Here is a 19,076-nt window from a genome sequence, read left to right as displayed (position 1 = left end):
GGATCAGCCCTCGACCTTCTGGAATTCTTCGGGCTTTTCGAGAACCGAATAGCCGCGACGTTGATTGGCGATGAAGACCTGGATCGAGCGGACAAACATCAGCACGAAGCCGGCCATGACGCTGTAGAAGACGATGTTGCGCGGCAGGTCGACGGTCACCATGCGTTCATGGGCGACGATCGCCACGTAGCGCCACATCAGCCAGCAGGCATAGGCAAAGAAGCCGATGCGTACGAGATCGACGAAGATCGCCATCGCTCGCGCCAGCGGCCGCGGGAAATAGTGATAGAGCACGTCGACCTGGATGTGCCGCGAGACGCGCACACACATGACCGAGCCCAGGAACACCACACCGATCAGGCAGTTGGTTGCAATCTCCTCCGTCCAGGCATAGGAATCGTTGAGTACGTAGCGGGTGAAGAACTGCAGGAAAACGCATCCGGTCATCACCCAGAAGATGGCGAGCGTCACCCAATCCTCGACCGCGTAGGCGGAAACATCCGCGGTTGGCGGGGCCTCGTCGAAGGTATGGGCGATTTCCTCCGGCGTCGTCTGCAAGTGGACTTCCTGGGACATGGCGTTCATCCGACGGTTTGGGAAACGGAATGCCGGCTCGCCCTGGCAGGCCAGCCGGCATGGGCGGTTCACTTGACGGCGCGGATGGCCTCCCAGTCTTCCTTCTTGTAGCCGAAGTCCTCGAGCGCCACCTTGTCCATGACGGTCGCCTCGAAATCGGCCTTGTCGACCTCGGCGACGTCAATGCCGCGTTCCTTGAAGGTCGAGACGAGCGCCTTCTCACGCTCCTCGATGATCTTGGTGGCGCGCTCGGCGGCCTCCTGCATCACCTCGGTGAAGATCTGCTTGTCGGCATCGGAGAGCTGCGACCACAGCGACTTTGAAACGACCGTGTTCAGGTGATCGACGATATGGCCGGTCAGCACGATGTGCTTCTGCACCTCGAAGAACTTCTTCGCCTCGATCGTCGTCAGCGGGTTCTCCTGGGCCTCGACCGTGCCGTTCTGCAAGGCGAGATAGACCTCGGCAAAAGCGATCGGCGTCGTGTTGGCGCCGCAGGCGCGCGGCATGGCGAGATAGGCCGGGACGTCGGGGACACGCATCTTGAGGCCCTGCATGTCGGCGCATTTGGCGATCGGCCGGTTCGACGTGGTGTGGCGCGTGCCGTAGTAGGTGACCGCGGTGATGTGATTGCCCGAGGCCTCTTCATAGCCCGCCGCGAGACGTTTGAAGACGTCGCTCTTCGTATAGGCAATCAGATGGGCGGGGTCGCGGAACGTGTAGGGGAAATAGGTGACGCCAATCGGCGCATATTCGCGCGCCGCGAAACTCGAGCCGGAAATGATGACATCGACCGTGCCGAGCTTCAGGCCCTGGTTGAGATCCGCTTCCTTGCCGAGCTGCGAGGCCGGAAAGACATCGACCTTGTAGCGTCCCTCGGTGCGTTTGCCGATCTCCTCGGCGGCCCAGACGGATTCGGTATGGAACGGCTCCGAGGTCTCGTAGACATGCGCCCATTTGAGCGCGGTCTGCGCCTGTGCGGCCAGGGCAGAACCCAGAATGGCTGCGGTTGCACCGAGTAGCGTTAACAGTCTGACCTTCATCTTCTTTCTCCTCCCAAAGTGAAGTCACTGCATGCTGTACTAACTTTCGGCACGCCTCCATGCGGCCGGTATCGCGCTGTCGGACGACTCCTCCCCGAAGCTGGCCGACAGGCGAAGCTGAGATTGATTGAGATGGGCACGCATCGCGGCCCGTGCGGCGGCCGGATCGCCCGCGGCGATCGCGTCGCGGATGGCGCGATGCTCCTCCATGGCGGCCCGCCAGGTGTCGGTGTTCTCGAAATAGCTGGCGAGCTTCTCGAAATAGGGCGTCATGCGCATGTCGTGGATGCTGCCGACAAAGCGGTTCAGCGTCTGATTGGCGATGATGCCCGAGACGAGGACGTGGAACTCGCGGTCGATCGCCAGCGCCTGGCGCCGATCCTCGAGCGCGGCGGCCATCCGCGCCAGGTTGTCGTCGAGGATTTCGATATGCTCGGGGCGCGCCAGCCGCGCCGCCTCCTCGGCGATCGCGCATTCGACGACCGCCCGCGCTCTCAGCAATTCGAACGGCCCCTCGAAATCCTCCGGCGGCACATCCGCCGCTGGCGCGTTGCGCGCCGTAACATAGATGCCCGACCCCATGCGGATGTCGATGAAGCCTTCCACCTCGAGCACGATCAGCGCTTCCCGCACCGTCGGGCGGGACACGCCCAGCTTCTGCGCAAGCTCCCGCTCGGCCGGAAGCCGGGAGCCGGGAGCCAATTCGCCCCGCTCGATCAGGCCTCGCATCTGGTCCGCCACCTGCCGATACAGGCGGCGCGATTCCACGGCAGAGAACATCATATCCTCGCTGCAGGGCCAAAGGATCGCCTCGCGGCTGGTGGCCAAGTGGTCATACCAATTTTGGTAGAAAACGCGCAGGATTTGCCACGTCAACTACAAGTTCAAAGAAAAGGGGCTGGCCTCGCAAAAATGGCCGCGAAAGCGGCGACATTGAACCGGATTACCAGGCGAGTGATCGATAGGTCGCAGCGCTTTTCCGCTGCTGCCCAGCCCGATCAGCCCTCATGCAGCGATTGGCGGCTTCAAAGCTGAATCCAGGCGGTCTTCAGGTCGAGGTACTTGTCGAGCGCATGGAGCGACTTGTCATGGCCGTTGCCGGATTGTTTGACGCCGCCAAGCGGCACGGTGTTGTCGGCACCGCCATAGGTGTTGACATGAACGACGCCGGCGCGGATTCCGCGGATCATGCGGTGGGCGCGAGAGAGGTTCGCGGTCCAGACGGCAGAAGCCAGGCCGTAGTCGCTGGCATTGGCGATACGCAATGCCTCGGCTTCGTCCTCGAAGGGAATGATCGACAGGATGGGGCCAAAGACCTCTTCCTTGGCGAGCGTCATCCCGGCCTCGACGTCGAAGACTGTCGGCTGCATGTAGAAGCCGCCGGTCTCCTCGCGGGTCCGGCTGCCGCCGGTGCGCAGCGTCGCGCCTTCGGCAATGGCCTGCTGCGCATAGTCGAGGTTCTTCCTGAGCTGCACTTCACTCGAAATCGCCCCGGCCTCGGTGGCGAGTTGCAACGGGTCTCCAACCGTCATGCCGGCGGCGATGGCGGCGACTCTCCTTGAAAACTCTTCATGGATCGATTTCTCGACCAGCAGCCGCGAGCCGGCAACGCAAACCTGGCCGGAGTTGCGGAAGATGCCGTAGGCGGAGATCCTGGCCGCCTGCTCAAGATCCGGCGCATCCGCAAAGACGATATTGGGCGACTTGCCGCCGAGTTCGAGATAGAGGCGCTTGAGGTTGGAGCGTGCCGAATATTCAAGCAGCCGACGCCCGACGCCGCCGGAACCGGTGAAGGCCAGCACGTCGATGTCACGATGCAGGCCGATCGCCTCCCCCGTCGTCGCGCCCCTGCCGGTGACGACGTTGAGCACGCCTTCCGGAAGCCCCGCTTTGGCGCAAAGAGACGCCAGCTTCAGCAGGGTCAGGGAGGCGCCCTCGGCAGGCTTCAGCACCACCGAATTGCCCGCGGCAAGCGCCGGTGCGATCTTCCAGGCGCCGATCATCATCGGGAAATTCCACGGCACGATCGCCGCGACGACGCCGACCGGCTCGCGGTGCACGAGCCCCACGACATTCTGCGGTGTCGGGGCGATCTCGCCGTAAACCTTGTCGATTGCCTCGGCATAATAGCGGAAGGTGGCTGCGGCGCTGCCCGGCTCGGCCTTAAGCGCCATCGAGATCTCGGTGCCGTTGTCGCGCACGCCGAGGACCGCGAGTTCCAAAGCGTTCTTGTCGATCAGTTCGGCGATCTTCAGGAGGACTTTCTTGCGCTCGGCGGGGGCGGCCTTCGACCAGGTGCCCTTTTCGAAGGCGCCGCGCGCCGCTTCGACGGCAAGGTCGACATCCTGCGCGCCGGCATCGGCGATGGTCGTCAGCTTGCAGCCGTCGATCGGAGAGATGACGTCAAGGACGGCGTCGCCGATCGGTTCCTGCCATGCGCCGCCGATGAACAGTGATTGGGGCGCGACGGGCAGCGTTCGGAGTTGGTCGATCTTGTCCTGCATGGGCTGGCGTCCTTGGGGAAACGTGGCGGGCGAGACGCCCGCCATCATAATTCGGTTCTACTAGGCTTCCTGCCCGGCACCCAACCGCGCAAAACCCACCGCGTCGGCAAACTTCAGGCGCGCCGCGGCGACGATGCCAATGAGCGCGGCAATCGCGACGAGACCCGGCAGCAGCACGGCGAGCGCGCCGTTGGCGCCGGCGATCGCGCCGAAGTTGACGGCGATGTAGTAAACCAGGCCGAGGAGGATCACGCCGGTCACGACTGGAAGGACCTTGGTCGCCAGCGCATTGCTTTCAAGGCCCGGATTGCGGCCGAAGAAGGCGACGATCGCGAAGGCGGTGAAAGCCATGAGCAGGATGATTGCCAAAGTGCCGACATTGGTGAGCCAGGAAAACAGCGCCAGAACCGGATCCTGGCCGGTGAAGGCGAAGAGGGCCACGACGAGGACGGCGATGACGGTCTGGATCATCGAGCCGACATGCGGGCTCTGGAACTCCGGATGGGTGACGCCGACCGATTTCGGCAGCAGGCCCTCGCGGCCGGCCACATACATGTAGCGCGCCACGCCGTTGTGGAAAGCGAGCACGCCGGCAAACAGGCTGGTGATGAAGAGAAGGCTCATCACGACGGTGATGCCGTGGCCGACATAGCGCTCGGCAAGACCGAAGAGGAAGGTCGTCGGATCGGCAAGGCCCTGCAGTTCCGGAACAAGCTTGTCGACGCCGGCGCCGTTCACCATCAGCCAGGAGGTCAGCATGTAGAACAGGCCGATGATCAGCACGGAAATATAGGTGGCGCGCGGCACGGTCTTGTGCGGTTCGCGGGCTTCCTCACTGTAGATGGTCGTCGCCTCGAAGCCGATGAAGGCGGCGAAGCAGAACAGGATGCCGACGGCCGGCGTGCCGCTCCAGAAGGCGGCCGGCGTGAAGGGCGCCGCCGAGATGCCGCTATCACCCCCCTTGAAGAAGATGGCAGCGTCGATCACCAGCACCACCAGATATTCGAGGACGACAAGCACGGTTAGCACCTTGGCCGAAAGGTCGACGCGGCGGTAACCGAAGACGGCGACGATGGCGATGCCGATATAGGTCCACACCCACCACGGAAGAGCGAGGCCCAACTGCTCCGCGAAGAACCCCGAGGTCGCCGCGCCGAACAGGCCGAAGACGCCGATCTGCATGGCATTGTAGGCGAGGATGGCGATCAGGGCGGCCGCGCCCCCCATCAGACCGCCGAGACCTTGCGCCGTATAAGCATAAAAGGCGCCGGCATTGCGGATGTGGCGCGCCATGGCGACATAGCCGACGGCAAACAGCAGCAGGATCGCGGTTACCAGAAGGAAGGTCAGCGGAATGCCCGCACCATTGCCGAGCAGCATGGAAAGCGGCACGCCGCCCGCCACCGCCGTCAGCGGCGCGGCCGCGGAGACCACGAGGAATGTCACGGCGCCGACGCCGAGACTGTTCTTACGCAGCTGGTTCGCCCCTGCGCCCTGAGAGCTTTGTGTAGTCATATGCGTTCGTTCCCCTTGATCTTGTGAATATCCGCAACGCCGCGGGTTTCCCGCATGCGTCCTCCACGACACCGGACTGACGGGCGACGTTTGGTGCTTTTTGTTGATCGCACGCCCTTCAGTGCATATGGTTCATTATTTGAACCCATGCTTCAAATATAGACTTGCAAACAAACCTGGCGTCTGTCAAGTTATTTCGCATGTTAAGTATCTGTGTGCCGCCTTATGAGGTTGCGGCACGAGATTCGCGGACCTGACTTGGGATGGAATGAACGCAGGCCGAAACTGAAAACCGGCACCAGCCGAGCCCAAGAGGAGGAACCATGAGCACGATCGGCAAGGCGCTTTCACTGCTGGACACCATATCGCGGCTCGACACGGAAGCCGGGCTGACGGACATTGCCCGCCGCTGCGCGCTCGACAAGGCGACGGCACGCCGCTTTCTCGTCGAACTGGAAAGGCACGGCTTCGTCGAGCAGGATCCGGAGACGCGCAAGTATCGCATCGGCTCGGCGCCGGTCCGCCTGGCGCGCATCCGCGAGGCGCGCTACCCGTTCCTGCGCGTCGCCGTTCCCTTCATCAAGGCGCTTGCCGAAACATCGGCCGAAACGGTGCATCTCTCGGAATATTCCGGCGGCCGCCTTTCGACCATCCACGTCGAAGATTCGCCGCGCGCCCACCGCGTCAACGTCGATGTCGGCACCCTGCTGCCTTTCCATGCGACGGCCTCCGGGCTTGCCTATCTTGCCTTCTGCTCTGCGGGTGAGATCGATGCCGTGCTGTCAAAGCCGCTTGAAAAATTCACCGATCATACGGTCGCCGACCCGGCGGCAGTGCGCAGCCTCCTCCGTGAAACCGCGACGCGCGGCTTTTCCATAGGCAACCAGGGCATCGAGGCCGGCGTCGTGAGCACGGCCGCGCCGATCCGCGCACCCGGCGGCCACCCGATCGGCTGCGTCGCCATCGCGGCGCCGATGGTCAGGGCCGACCAGGCGGCGCTCATGGATTTCGGCGCTGAAGTCGCCGCCGCGGCCAACGCAATCTCAGAAAAATACTATGGGTCGGAAAGGCCCACGGGAACCAATGCACAGATCAGGAGGACAGGCTGATGGGCTCTGCGGCGCTTTTGCCAAGGATACTCGTCATCGGAACCGGTGACACCAAATGCGACGAACTGCAGTTCATGGCCTCCGTCATCGACCAAGCGGGCGGGCTGCCGGTCATGGTCGATGTCAGCATCCTGGGTGACCCGCCTTATGCACCCGATTACTCGAAACACGACATCGCCGAGGCAGCCGGAACATCCATCGAGGCAATCGTCGCAAGCGGCGACGAGAACAGTGCCATGGCCCTGATGGCGAAGGGTGCAGCCACTCTCACGCGCAACCTCCACGATGCGGGACAGATGGACGGCGTGATCATGCTGGGCGGCTCCATGGGCACGGATCTAGCCCTCGACGTTGCCGCTGCGCTGCCGCTCGGCGTACCGAAGTTCGTCGTCTCGACGATCGCCTATTCCCACCTGATCCCGCCGGAGCGCATCGCGCCGGATCTGATGATGATCCTCTGGGCGGGCGGCCTCTATGGCCTGAACGGCATCTGCCGGTCGGTGCTTTCGCAGGCCTGCGGCGCAGTCGTCGGAGCGGCGAAACACGGCACGAAACCTGACGGCGCACGGCCGCTGATCGGCATGACTTCGCTCGGCTCCTCCTGCCTCAAATATATGAAGCATCTCAAGCCGGAGCTCGAGAAGCGGGGCTATGACGTCGCGGTCTTCCATGCGACCGGCATGGGCGGGCGCGCCTTCGAGGCGATCGCGGCACAGAACGGTTTTGCGGCGGTTTTCGACCTCTGCATCCAGGAGGTCAGCAACCACCATTACGGCACCGTCGTCACTTCCGGGCCCGATCGGCTGGAGAATGCCGGACGCGCCGGCATTCCGCAGATCGTCGCTCCCGGCGCCGTCGACATGGTCGATCTGCAGGCCTGGCAGGACCTGCCCGCCCTCCTTTCCGACCGCCCCTACCATGCCCATAACCGGTTGATCGGATCGGTCACCAGTTCGCCGGAAGGCCGCCGCGAGATTGCCCGGCTTGTGGGACGGAAGCTCGCCACCGCCAAAGCGAAGATCGCCTTCCTGTTGCCGGTCGAGGGCCTGCAGGAATGGGACAGGCCCGACGAGCCGCTCCACGATCCTGCGGGGCTCGGGGCGTTCCTGGACGAAATTCGCATTGCTCTGCCAGCCGGCGTAACCCTTCAAGAAGTGCAGGCGCATATCAACGCCCCGGCCTTCTCCGAAAAAGTGCTCGAAATCTTCGACACATGGGTGGCCGAGGGCGTCATCCCGGAAGGAAGGCCATGACCGGCGACCGCGCGCTCATTCTCGACTTCGGCGGTGTGGTGACCCGCACGCTGTTTGAGACCCACGACATTACCGAGCGTACCCTGGGACTACCGCCGGGATCCCTCACCTGGCGCGGTCCATTCGACCCATCGAGCGATCCGCTCTGGGTGGCGATGCATAACCGAGAGATCACCGAACGGGATTATTGGCTCGCCCGCACAGGCGAGGTCGGCCGGATGGTCGGCGAGGAATGGAACGAGATGCAGACCTTCGTGCGCCGCGCCCGCGGCGCCGAGCCGGAGCTGGTACTGCGTCCCGAGGCCCGCGATGCAATCCTTCAGGTGAAGGCCGCCGGGCTGAAGCTTGCCATCCTCTCGAACGAACTCGACCTCTTCTATGGCGTCGAGTTTCGCCGGCGCTTTCCCTTGATCGAGCTCTTCGACGTCATCGTCGACGCAACCTACACGAAGATCCTGAAGCCCGATCCGCGCGCCTACGAACTGGTGCTTTCCGAGCTCGCTCTTCCGAGGGAGGCCTGCGTCTTCGTCGATGACCAGAAGAAGAACATCGAAGGCGCCGAGGCCGTGCGCCTGCCTCATGTGCATTTCGACGTCACCCAGCCCGCCGAGGGCTATGCCCGCGCGCTTGCCATGCTTGGGCTCTGAACAAAGAGGAAATACCGATGCGAGAAACCAATTTCCTGATCGAGAATAATGCCCGCCACCTGTGGCACCCGATGGCGCATCCGGCAGAGATGCAGGCCCATCCGCCCCGCATCGTCAATGCCGCCGAAGGCGTCGAGATCGTCGATATCCACGGCAAGAAGGTGCTGGATGCGGTCGGCGGCCTGTGGAACGTCAATCTCGGCTATTCCTCAGACCCGGTGAAGAAGGCGATTCGCGACCAGCTGGACGAGCTGCCCTATTATTCGACATTCCGGGGGACGACCAACGCGCCGCTGATCGAGCTCTCCTATGAGCTTGCGGAATGGTTCAAGGAGGACGGGCTGACCCGCTCCTTCTTCACCTCCGGCGGCTCGGACTCGGTCGAAACCTGCCTGCGCCTGGCGCGGCAATACCACAAGATCAACGGCCAACCCGAGCGCACAAAGTTCGTCGCCCTGAAAAAGGGCTATCACGGCACCCATTTCGGCGGCGCTTCGGTCAACGGCAACCAGAATTTCCGCCGCAACTACGAGCCGCTGCTGCCGGGTGTTTTCCACCTGCCGGCACCCTGGACCTACCGCAACCCGTTCGGCACCAGCGACGGCGCTGAGATCGCCGCGGCGATCGGACGCCTGTTCGAGGAGGAGATCGCCTTCCAGGGCGCCGACACCATCGCGGCGCTGATCGTCGAGCCGGTGCTCGGCGCCGGCGGCGTCATCGTTCCACACGAAACATTCCTGCCGCTGATGCGCGAGATCTGCGACCGGCACGGCATTCTGCTGATCGCCGACGAGGTCATCACCGCCTTCGGCCGGACGGGTGCCTGGACCGGGTCGCGGCTCTGGGGTGTGAAGCCCGACCTGATGTCCACCGCCAAGGCGATTACCAACGGCTATTATCCCTTCGGCGCGGTGATGATCGCCGACAAGGTCGCCGAAGTGTTCGAAAGCAACAAGAGCGGTGTCGGCACGATCGGTCACGGCTATACCTATTCCGGCCATCCGGTCGGCGCGGCCGCGGCGCTTGCGACGCTGAAGGAAACCATGCGGCTGAATGTTGCAGCCAACGCCGCGGCGCGCGGCGAAGAGTTGCTGCGGGGTCTTGAGGAACTGCAGGGCAAACACGAGCTTGTCGGTGACGTGCGCGGCAAGGGGCTGATGTGTGCGCTCGAACTGGTCAGCGATCGGGAGAAAAAGACACCGGCCTCCAAGGACGTCCTGCAGACGGTTCAGGATGTCGCCTACGAGGCCGGCGTGCTCGTGCGTACGTCGGGGTCGAATGTCATCCTGTCGCCGCCGCTCGTCATCACCACGCAGGACGTCGGGCGCATCGTCGACGCCATCGATGCCGCCCTCGCCGCCACCGGGAGCCGATGAGATGCCCGACAAAGCCGCTCTCATCACCCGTCGCGAGCGAATGCTTGGCCGCAACATGTCGCTCTTCTATGAAGACCCAGAGCACCTCGTCCGGGGTGAAGGCGTCTGGCTCCGGGATGCCGACGGAAGGCGCTATCTCGATAGCTACAACAACGTGCCGCATGTCGGCCATTCTCACCCGCGCGTCGTAGAGGCGATCACCCGGCAGGTCTCGGCGCTCAATACCCACACGCGCTACCTTCAAGACATTGCACTGCGCATGGCCCAGGCGGTAACCGGCCGGACCGGGGCAATCGCCACGAACCACACCTATCCTGGCAATACGGCTACGGAACTGTGAGCGGCGCGATGGACGAGCACAGCGCCGCTTTGCCGATGGCAGCTCTCCATGGACGAGCGCAGCAGGCACTTCGCCATTGGGGTCTCACCGACCAGACGCCTGAACTCCTCAAATTCCGCGAGAACGCGGTGTTTCGAATCCGCCTGGCCGATGGCGCGCCCGCCGCCCTTCGGCTGCATCGCCCCGGTTACCACGACGATCGCGCACTGGCTTCCGAGCTCCAGTGGATGGCGGCGCTGAAGGCCGGCGGGCTCCACGTCCCGGCCCCAGTCCCAACTCTTGACGGCCGCAACCTCGTGACCTTGCCGGCCACTTCGGCTTTCGCGAGCCAGCATGCCGACGTCGTCAGCTGGATGCACGGCGAAGAACTCGGCCGCTCCGGCGAGCCGCTCCGCCATCCGCCCGAACTGCTCGCGGCGATTTTCGGCCAACTCGGCGAGGCGATGGCAGAGCTTCACAATATCTCCGACCGCTGGACGCCGCCGGCATCCTTCACCCGCCCGGCTTGGGACCTCGACGGATTGCTCGGGGAAAGTCCATTCTGGGGGCGCTTCTGGGATTGTCCGGGACTGACACCGGATGCCGCGCGGCAGCTTGCGGCGCTGCGGCCGCTCCTCGCAGAGAGATTGAGAGCGGCTGATCGTTCCGGGTTCGACTACGGCCTCATCCATGCGGATCTGGTCCGCGAGAATGTGCTTTTCGGAGATGATCATGTCGAGCTAATCGATTTCGACGATGCCGGCTATGGCTGGCGGATGTTCGATATCGCCACGACGCTTCTCCGCAATCGCCGCGAACCGCATTTCGACCTGATCCAGGCGTCCCTCATCGCCGGATACCGCCGGCGCCGGCCGCTGCCGGAAGCAGCCCTCGAAACACTGCCGCTCTTCCTGCTGATCAGAAGTCTCACCTATGTCGGCTGGATCGGCGCACGCCCGGGCACGTCGGACGCGCAGGAACGGTTGGCGCGATACGTAGGGGAAGCACTCGAGCTCGCCGAACCCTTTCTTCAAGAGCGCCGTGGCTGAATCCGGGGCGGCTTGCTGCCCCGTGCCTTCAGCCATTGGCCTCCAGCTGGCGCCTGCGCCATGCCGCCGGCGCTTCGCCGGTGCGCTTGCGGAAGAAACGCGAGAAATAGGCGGGATCGTCGAAGCCAATCTCGCGACCGATGTCCTCGACGGGGCGGATGGTGAATTTCAACAATCGCTTGGCTTCGAGAAGCCGGCGGTCGAGCAGCATTTCCTTGACCGTTTGCCCGAAGACTGCGCGGGCCGCCTTGTCGAGCAGATGCGGCGTCGTCGCCAGCAGGCTCACATAACGTCCGACCGGCCAATCCTCCTTGTAGTGGTGGTCGATGGCGCGGCGGAGTGCCATTCCCAGCGAGACCGTCGGCGACGCCGCGTCAAGACCGCCGGTTCCGCCGAGCCGGGCCATCAGCGAAAGCACGACGGATATCAGCCCGACGAGCACTTTCTCGCTGGCGCTCGCGCCGGCGCGGTACTCATCGGCAATCATCGCCAGAAGCGAGCCGATCCTCGCCCAGTTGCTATCAGGCTTCTCTCCCGTCAGCAGAACCGGCACATCGAGTCCCAGGTCCACCTGCTCCGCCATTGCCCGCAGGAGATCGTCCGATATCGACACGACGATTGCGTCCGACTGCTCGCCGACATCGAAACCATGCACCACGTTGCTGGGCACGAAACTGATGGCGGGAGCCGAAAAATTCCAAGTCTCGTCCTCGATCCGGTACGTGCCTCCCCCCTCGAACCAATAGGTTATCTGCCCCATCAGCGGGTGCTGATGCGGCGCAACATGGCCAAGATGCAGGCTTTTTCGCTCCATCACCGTTTCGACGTGCAGGAAGCCGACGTCGAGCTCGCGGCTGGGCTCGCCATAGACGAAGAAGGAAGGAACATCATTTCTCGTGGTCATACCGGAAAAAGTACCAGCGAATTGCCTTCTTTGTCCATGGTCTGCGGCCCCCTCCCGTCTTAGCTTTTGTCAACATTTCAAGGGAGGAATTTCAAGATGCGAGCCGAAGATCACCGCGCCGACAAGACCCGTCCGTTTACCGGCGCCGAATATCTGGCGAGCCTGCGCGACGGACGTGAGGTCTATATCAACGGCGAGCGTATCGCCGACGTCACGGCCCATCCGTCGATGCGCAACTCCGCTCGTTCGATCGCCCGGATGTATGACGCGCTGCACGACGAGAAGACGAAGGCCCGCCTGACCACGCCGACCGATACCGGATCGGGCGGCTACACCCACAAGTATTTCCGCGTTGCGAAATCCTCCGCCGAGCTCGCCGCACAGCAGGGTGCGATCGCCGACTGGGCGCGCATGTCCTATGGCTGGATGGGCCGCACCGCCGACTACAAGGCGGCGCTGATGAACACGCTCGGCGCGAATGCCGACTGGTACGGCCCGTTCAAGGAGAACGCGCTTGCCTGGCACAGCCGCGCGCAGGAATCCGTGCTCTTCATGAACCATGCTATCGTCAATCCGCCCATCGACCGCCACAAGCCGGCCGACGCGGTCAAGGACGTATTCGTCCACATCACCAAGGAAACCGACGCCGGCATCTATGTCTCGGGCGCCAAGGTGGTCGCGACCTCGTCGGCGCTGACGCACTACAATTTTCTCGCCCAGAGCTCGGCGACGGTCACCGAGGACCCCTCGCTCTCGGTGATGTTCATCGTCCCGATGAATGCGCCGGGCATAAAGATGTTCTGCCGCGTCTCCTACGAGCAGACCGCCAATAGCGCCGGCCATCCCTTCGATTATCCGCTGTCGTCGCGCTTCGACGAGAACGACGCGATCCTCGTGCTCGACAATGTCTTCGTGCCCTGGGAGGACGTGCTGGTACTGCGCGATGCGGCCAAGATCCTCTCCTTCCACCCGGCCTCGGGCTTCATGCACGGCTACTGCTTCCAGGGCTGCACGCGTTTTGCCGTGAAGCTCGATTTCCTCGCCGGACTGCTTGCCAAGGCCCTGCGGGCCACCGGCGGCGACGCCTTCCGCGGCAATCAGGCGGCACTCGGCGAAGTGATCGCGTTGCGGCACATGTTCTGGAGCTTTTCGAATGCGATGGCTCATAATCCCATTCCCTGGGCCAACGGCGCCGTCCTGCCGAATCTCGAAGCGGCGCTTTCCTACCGCACCTTCATGTCGGAAGCCTATCCGCGCGTCATCGAAACGGTCCGCAAGGTCGTCGCATCCGGCCTCATCTATCTGCCCTCCTCGGCGAAGGACTTTGCCAATCCGGAGATCGATCGCTATCTGGCGCAATATGTCCGCGGCTCGAACGACATGGGCCATATCGAGCGGATCAAGATCATGAAGCTGCTCTGGGATGCGACTGGCACCGAATTCGGCGGCCGCCACGCGCTCTACGAACTGAACTATGCCGGCGCGCCGGAAGAGGTTCGGTTGCAGGTTCTGAAGGGGGCCGAGCGCGGCGGGCGGCTCAAGGAGATGGAAGCGCTCGTCGACCAGTGCATGGCCGATTACGACGAGAACGGCTGGACGGGCGACACCTGGCTGCCGCCGCGCGACGACGCCTCCGCAATCCGCAACGCGGCCGAGTGAGGGGGCAGTCATGGAAGCCGCCGTCTCCAAAACCGAATTCCGCGACGCGATGGCGCGGGTCTGCGCCCCCGTCAACGTCATCACCACCAACGGACCCGCCGGGCGCGGCGGGTTCACCGCCACTGCCATGTGCTCGGTGACCGACGAGCCGCCGACGCTGCTCGTCTGCATGAACAGCCGTTCGGCCCAGACGGCCCTTTTTGTCGAAAACCGCCGATTCTGCGTCAACGTGCTGACCGGCGAGCACAAGGAGCTCGCCGCCTATTTTGCCGGCCAGCAGACGGACATGGAGGCCCGCTACGCGGCCGCCGAGTGGTTCGACCTACGGTCCGGCAACCAGGCGCTCGCCGATGCGATCGTTTCCTTCGACTGCCGCATGGTCGAGGCGCGCCTGATCGGCACGCACAACATCTTCATCGGCGAGGTGGTCGAAATCCGCACCCGCAAGGACGGACACGCGCTGCTCTATTTCGACCGCAACTACGTGCATGTGCCGACCCAGGCCGGCAGCTTTGGCGGCTGACAGCTGCCGCCAAACTCGCGGCCCTCAAAATGCCGCTTGACATCCGCACATATATTTAACATGTTAATCAAATAGGACGGCGCCCGGGAGGATCGATGCCGCATCTCACTGTGGAATATTCCGCCAATCTCGACGGGCGGGCCGATATCGGCGCGCTCTGCGATGGCCTCATGAAGGCGGTGCTGTCGACCGGGCTCTTCGAAGTCGGCGCCGTGCGCGTCCGGGCGGTGCGCTGTGAAGACTATGCGATTGCCGACCAGCTTCCCGAAAATGCCTTCGTCGACCTGAACTTCCGCATCGGCATCGGCCGCTCTCCGGAAGAGAAAAAGCGCGCCGGCGAGGCGATCTTTGCGGCGGCGAGCGAGACGCTCGCGCCTTTGTTCGAGACCCCGCATTTCGCGCTCTCACTCGAAATCCGCGAGATCGATCCGGACCTGAGCTGGAAGAAGAACGCGATCCATCCGCGGCTTCGCGGCCGATAGCAACTCCGGCAGCAGGGCCAAAAGAAACACCAGGGATCAGACCATGTCCAAATTGCAGGAAAACATCGCCAAAGCGGAGGACTACCTCGCCCGGTTCAAGAAGCAGGGTGTCCTCAACCGCATCGGCGGGGAGGATGTCGCGGCCGCCGACGGCTCGACTTACGAGACCATCTCACCGGTCGATCTGAAGCCGCTCGCAACGGTCGTGCGCGGCAAGGCCGAGGATATCGACCGCGCCGCCCGGGCAGCAAAGGCCGCTTTTCCCGAGTGGGCGGCGATGCCGGGCGAGGCGCGCAAGAAGCTCCTGCATAAGGTCGCCGACGCGATCGTCGCCCGCGCCGAGGAAATCGCCTTCGTCGAATGCATCGATACAGGGCAGTCGCTGAAATTCATGGCCAAGGCGGCGCTGCGCGGCGCGGAAAACTTCCGCTTTTTCGCCGATCGCGCCCCGGAAGCCCGCGACGGCAAGTCGCTGCGCGCCGAGGGCCAGGTCAACCTCACGACCCGGGTGCCGATCGGCCCGGTCGGCGTCATCACGCCCTGGAACACGCCCTTCATGCTGTCGACCTGGAAGATCGCCCCGGCGCTCGCGGCCGGCTGCACCATCGTCCACAAGCCGGCGGAGTTCTCGCCGCTGACGGCGCGTCTCTTAGTCGAGATCGCCGAGGAAGCCGGCCTGCCGAAGGGCGTCTGGAACCTCGTCAACGGCTTCGGCGAGGACGCCGGCAAGGCGCTTACCGAGCATCCGCTGATCAAGGCGATCGGCTTCGTCGGCGAAAGCCGCACCGGCTCGATGATCATGCGCCAGGGTGCGGAGACGCTGAAGCGCGTGCATTTCGAGCTCGGCGGCAAGAACCCGGTCATCGTCTTCGCCGATGCCGATTTCGAGCGCGCGGCGGACGCCGCCGTCTTCATGATCTATTCGCTGAACGGTGAACGTTGCACCTCATCCTCGCGCCTGCTGGTCGAAGAAGAGGTCTACGAAGAATTCACCGCGCTCGTTGCGGAGAAGGCGAGCCGCATCAAGGTCGGCCATCCGCTCGATCCGGAAACGGTCGTCGGCCCGCTGATCCATCCGGTGCACGAGAAGAAGGTGCTCGAATATATCGCCATCGGCCGGTCCGAGGGGGCCCAGGTTGCCGCCGGCGGCGCGAAATTCGACGGCCCGGGCGGCGGCTGCTATGTGTCACCGACGCTCTTCACCGGCGCCAACAATGGCATGCGCATCGCCCAGGAAGAAATCTTCGGTCCGGTGCTGACCGCCATCCCGTTCAAGGACGAGGACGAGGCGCTGGCACTCGCCAACGACGTCCAGTACGGCCTGACCGGTTATGTCTGGACCTCTGACGTCACCCGCGCCTTCCGCTTCACCGATCATCTCGAGGCCGGGATGATCTGGGTGAACTCGGAAAATGTCCGCCACCTGCCGACGCCCTTCGGCGGGGTGAAGAACTCCGGCATCGGCCGCGACGGCGGCGACTGGTCCTTCGACTTCTACATGGAGACGAAGAACGTCGCCTTTGCGACCAAGCCGCACGCCATCCAGAAACTGGGCGGCTGACGAACAACATCCATGACAGGCATGCCCGCAGGCCACTGGCGAGCGGGCCGGAGGAGGACCGATGCCGATACCCAATCCCAATCTCTACCCGCCCTTCAACATCGTCCGGCTTTCCCATGTCGAGCTGGGTGTCACCGACCTTGCCAAGTCGCGCGCCTTCTATGTCGACACGCTGGGACTGCAGGTCACCGACGAGACCGCCGACACGATCTACCTGCGCGCCATGGAGGAACGCGGCCATCATTGCATCGTGCTGAGGAAGTCGGAAAAGGCGGAAGCTCGCAACCTCGGCTTCAAGGTTTTCGGCGACGAGGACCTCGACAAGGCGGCGCATTTCTTCAAAGGCAGGGACCTGCCTGTCGAGTGGGTCGAGCGTCCCTATCAGGCGCGCACTTTCCGCACCCGCGATCCGCACGGCATCCCGCTCGAGTTCTATTCGAAGATGGACCGCCTGCCGCCGATCCACCAGCAATACGCGCTCTACAGAGGCGTGAAGCCGCTCCGCATCGACCACTTCAACTGCTTCTCGCCGAATGTCGACGAGAGCGTTGCGTTCTACAACGAGCTCGGTTTCCGGGTGACGGAATATACCGAGGACGAGGAAACCGGCCGTCTTTGGGCCGCCTGGACGCACCGCAAGGGCGGTGTCCACGACATCGCCTTCACCAACGGCCGCGGCCCGCGCCTGCACCATACCGCCTTCTGGGTGCCGACGCCGCTCAACATCATCGACCTCCTGGACCTGATGTCGACCACCGGATGGGTGTCGAATATCGAGCGCGGCCCTGGCCGCCACGGCATCTCCAACGCCTTCTTCCTCTACATCCTCGACCCGGACGGCCATCGCATCGAGATCTACTGCTCGGATTACCAGACAGTCGACCCGGACCTCGAGCCGATCAAGTGGGATCTCAAGGACCCGCAGCGCCAGACGCTCTGGGGGGCGCCGGCGCCGAAATCCTGGTTCGAGCATGGTAGTCTCTTCGCCGAAACGCCCGTAACGGATTCCGTGCTGAAGGCGCAGCCGATCATCGCGCCCTGACGATCGGACGCTGACGACAGACGCCGGGCGGATGATTCACGCCCGGCGCATCGACACCTAAACAACCACGAAACCCTCAGGGAGACCGAGAGATGGATGAAGCCACGTTCGCCGAATGGTCGAGAAAGGCCGCAGAATGGGGCGCCGCATACCGCGCTTCGCTGCGCGACCGGCCCGTGCGCGCGCAATCGGCGGCTGGCGACATCGCCGCTGAGATACCAGCCAGCCCGCCGCAGACCGGCGAGAGCATTGAAGCGATCTTTGCCGATTTCGAGAGGATCATCGTGCCAGGGATGACGCACTGGCAGCATCCGCGTTTCTTCGCCTATTTTCCGGCGAATGCCGCGCCGGTTTCCGTCGTCGCGGAATATCTGGTGACGGCGATCGCCGCTCAATGCATGCTCTGGCAGACATCGCCTGCCGCAACCGAGCTTGAAACCAAAGTCCTCGACTGGCTGCGCCAGGCGATCGGCCTGCCGCAGGGCTTTGCGGGTGTCATTCAGGATTCGGCCTCCTCGGCGACGCTTTCCGCGGTCCTCGTCATGCGCGAGCGCGCGCTCGCCTGGAACGGCAACAAGGCGGGGCTCAGCGCCAATCCGAGACTGCGCGTCTATTCCTCGGACCAGGTTCACACGTCGATCGATCGCGCCATCTGGGTCTCCGGCATCGGCGAAGACAATCTGGTGCGCATTCCGGTCCAGGGTGAATACCGTTCGATGGACTGTGCGGCGCTGGAAGCGGCAATCCTCCGCGACAAGGCGGCCGGCTATGTGCCGGCCGGCGTCATCGCCTGCACAGGCGGCACGAGCACCGGCGCCTGCGACAATATCGCCGACGTCGTGCGGGTCGCCCACGCCCATGGTCTTTACGTGCATGTGGATGCGGCCTGGGCCGGCTCGGCGATGATCTGCGAGGAGTTCCGTCCTCTCTGGGCCGGCGTCGAGAAGGCCGATTCCGTCGTCTTTAACCCGCACAAGTGGCTCGGCGCCCAGTTCGACTGCTCGGCGCATTTCATCCGGAGTCCCGACGATCTGGTCCGCACGCTGGCAATCAAGCCAGAATACTTGAAGACGCACGGCAAGGACGGCATCATCAACTATTCCGAATGGACGGTGCCGCTTGGCCGACGTTTCCGCGCCCTGAAACTTTGGTTCCTTTTGCGCTTTCATGGACTGGAAGGGCTGCAGGGCATGATCCGCAACCACGTCGCCTGGGCGGAGACGCTTGCCGAGCGGCTCGGCCAGGCGGACGGGTTCGAGATCGTCACACAGCCGATCTTCTCGCTGTTCTCATTCCGTCACATGGGCAGCGGCGACCTCGACGACCACAATCTCGCCCTCGTCAACGCCATCAACGACGACGGACGGATCTACCTGACCCAGACCCGTGTCGACGGGCGGGTGGCGATCCGTTTCCAGGCCGGGCAGTTCGATATGACCAAGCCGGACGCCGACACGGCCTTCGAGGTCATCACCGAAATCGCCAAGAGCCTTGGCGCCGCCCGAAGGTAGACC

Annotated in this window: 17 protein-coding genes and 1 pseudogene; 12 read left to right on the top strand and 6 right to left on the bottom strand. The window is 63.7% G+C overall.

Features of this window, described 5'->3' with window-relative positions:
• Positions 1-3: 3 nt before the first annotated feature.
• The 5 genes from N181_RS19030 to N181_RS19010 all read right to left on the bottom strand — a co-directional run bounded on the left by N181_RS19030 (position 4) and on the right by N181_RS19010 (position 5,638).
• The gene (locus tag N181_RS19030; RefSeq protein ID WP_037392310.1) at positions 4-576 is read right to left on the bottom strand and encodes a TRAP transporter small permease; all 573 of its coding nucleotides are present in this window, start codon (positions 574-576) and stop codon (positions 4-6) included.
• Between the two features lie 68 nt (positions 577-644).
• Positions 645-1,619, bottom strand: coding sequence for a sialic acid TRAP transporter substrate-binding protein SiaP (locus N181_RS19025; RefSeq protein WP_037428597.1), 975 nt, complete (start codon positions 1,617-1,619; stop codon positions 645-647).
• A gap of 39 nt (positions 1,620-1,658) precedes the next feature.
• The gene (locus tag N181_RS19020; RefSeq protein WP_370036345.1) at positions 1,659-2,402 is read right to left on the bottom strand and encodes a FadR/GntR family transcriptional regulator; all 744 of its coding nucleotides are present in this window, start codon (positions 2,400-2,402) and stop codon (positions 1,659-1,661) included.
• A gap of 242 nt (positions 2,403-2,644) precedes the next feature.
• A complete protein-coding gene (locus N181_RS19015) occupies positions 2,645-4,123 on the bottom strand; it encodes an aldehyde dehydrogenase (RefSeq protein ID WP_037392319.1) in 1,479 nt (492 codons plus the stop codon).
• Positions 4,124-4,183: 60 nt separating this feature from the next.
• A complete protein-coding gene (locus N181_RS19010) occupies positions 4,184-5,638 on the bottom strand; it encodes an APC family permease (protein WP_037392306.1) in 1,455 nt (484 codons plus the stop codon).
• Positions 5,639-5,961: 323 nt separating this feature from the next.
• Here N181_RS19010 and N181_RS19005 point away from each other — a divergent pair, with 323 nt between their 5' ends.
• The 6 genes and pseudogenes from N181_RS19005 to N181_RS18980 all read left to right on the top strand — a co-directional run bounded on the left by N181_RS19005 (position 5,962) and on the right by N181_RS18980 (position 11,391).
• Entirely contained in the window at positions 5,962-6,747 is a 786-nt protein-coding gene (locus N181_RS19005) for an IclR family transcriptional regulator (protein ID WP_037392302.1), read from the top strand.
• Positions 6,747-8,000 (top strand): Tm-1-like ATP-binding domain-containing protein, encoded by a 1,254-nt coding sequence (locus N181_RS19000; RefSeq protein WP_037392300.1) that lies wholly within the window; start codon positions 6,747-6,749, stop codon positions 7,998-8,000. The genes N181_RS19005 and N181_RS19000 overlap by 1 nt, the downstream gene beginning before the upstream one ends.
• On the top strand, positions 7,997-8,647 hold the full coding sequence (locus N181_RS18995; protein ID WP_037428592.1) for an HAD-IA family hydrolase: 651 nt from the start codon (positions 7,997-7,999) through the stop codon (positions 8,645-8,647). Before N181_RS19000 ends, N181_RS18995 begins: the two co-directional genes overlap by 4 nt.
• Positions 8,648-8,664: 17 nt before the next feature.
• Entirely contained in the window at positions 8,665-10,023 is a 1,359-nt protein-coding gene (locus tag N181_RS18990; RefSeq protein WP_037392296.1) for an aspartate aminotransferase family protein, read from the top strand.
• A 1-nt stretch (position 10,024) separates the two neighbouring features.
• Positions 10,025-10,348: pseudogene (locus N181_RS18985) on the top strand (aminotransferase class III-fold pyridoxal phosphate-dependent enzyme); the annotation flags it as partial.
• A gap of 23 nt (positions 10,349-10,371) precedes the next feature.
• Positions 10,372-11,391, top strand: a complete 1,020-nt coding sequence (locus N181_RS18980; RefSeq protein WP_037392294.1) for a phosphotransferase enzyme family protein — start codon at positions 10,372-10,374, stop codon at positions 11,389-11,391.
• A 28-nt stretch (positions 11,392-11,419) separates the two neighbouring features.
• Here N181_RS18980 and N181_RS18975 read toward each other — a convergent pair whose 3' ends face one another.
• On the bottom strand, positions 11,420-12,295 hold the full coding sequence (locus N181_RS18975; protein WP_037428589.1) for a helix-turn-helix domain-containing protein: 876 nt from the start codon (positions 12,293-12,295) through the stop codon (positions 11,420-11,422).
• A 96-nt stretch (positions 12,296-12,391) separates the two neighbouring features.
• On the opposite strand from N181_RS18975, the gene N181_RS18970 reads away from it, so the two are divergent.
• The 6 genes from N181_RS18970 (at position 12,392) to N181_RS18945 (ending at position 19,073) form a co-directional block, all read left to right on the top strand.
• Positions 12,392-13,954: a 4-hydroxyphenylacetate 3-hydroxylase N-terminal domain-containing protein gene (locus tag N181_RS18970; RefSeq protein WP_037428587.1), complete on the top strand. Its 1,563-nt coding sequence runs from the start codon at positions 12,392-12,394 to the stop codon at positions 13,952-13,954.
• A 10-nt stretch (positions 13,955-13,964) separates the two neighbouring features.
• Entirely contained in the window at positions 13,965-14,477 is a 513-nt protein-coding gene (locus N181_RS18965) for a flavin reductase (protein ID WP_037392287.1), read from the top strand.
• Between the two features lie 95 nt (positions 14,478-14,572).
• The gene (locus N181_RS18960; RefSeq protein WP_037392286.1) at positions 14,573-14,959 is read left to right on the top strand and encodes a 5-carboxymethyl-2-hydroxymuconate Delta-isomerase; all 387 of its coding nucleotides are present in this window, start codon (positions 14,573-14,575) and stop codon (positions 14,957-14,959) included.
• 43 nt (positions 14,960-15,002) lie between these two features.
• Positions 15,003-16,520: a 5-carboxymethyl-2-hydroxymuconate semialdehyde dehydrogenase gene (gene hpaE, locus N181_RS18955; RefSeq protein WP_037428580.1), complete on the top strand. Its 1,518-nt coding sequence runs from the start codon at positions 15,003-15,005 to the stop codon at positions 16,518-16,520.
• A 61-nt stretch (positions 16,521-16,581) separates the two neighbouring features.
• Complete coding sequence (gene hpaD, locus N181_RS18950) at positions 16,582-17,562, top strand: 3,4-dihydroxyphenylacetate 2,3-dioxygenase (RefSeq protein WP_037392282.1); 981 nt, start codon at positions 16,582-16,584, stop codon at positions 17,560-17,562.
• Positions 17,563-17,654: 92 nt separating this feature from the next.
• Entirely contained in the window at positions 17,655-19,073 is a 1,419-nt protein-coding gene (locus N181_RS18945) for a pyridoxal phosphate-dependent decarboxylase family protein (protein ID WP_037428579.1), read from the top strand.
• The last annotated feature ends 3 nt before the right edge of the window (positions 19,074-19,076 follow it).

It is taken from the genome of Sinorhizobium fredii USDA 205 (genome assembly GCF_001461695.1).
GTDB classification, from domain to species: Bacteria; Pseudomonadota; Alphaproteobacteria; order Rhizobiales; family Rhizobiaceae; genus Sinorhizobium; species Sinorhizobium fredii.
Note: the sequence above shows the minus strand (reverse complement) of the source record. Positions and strands in the feature narration are given on the sequence as shown.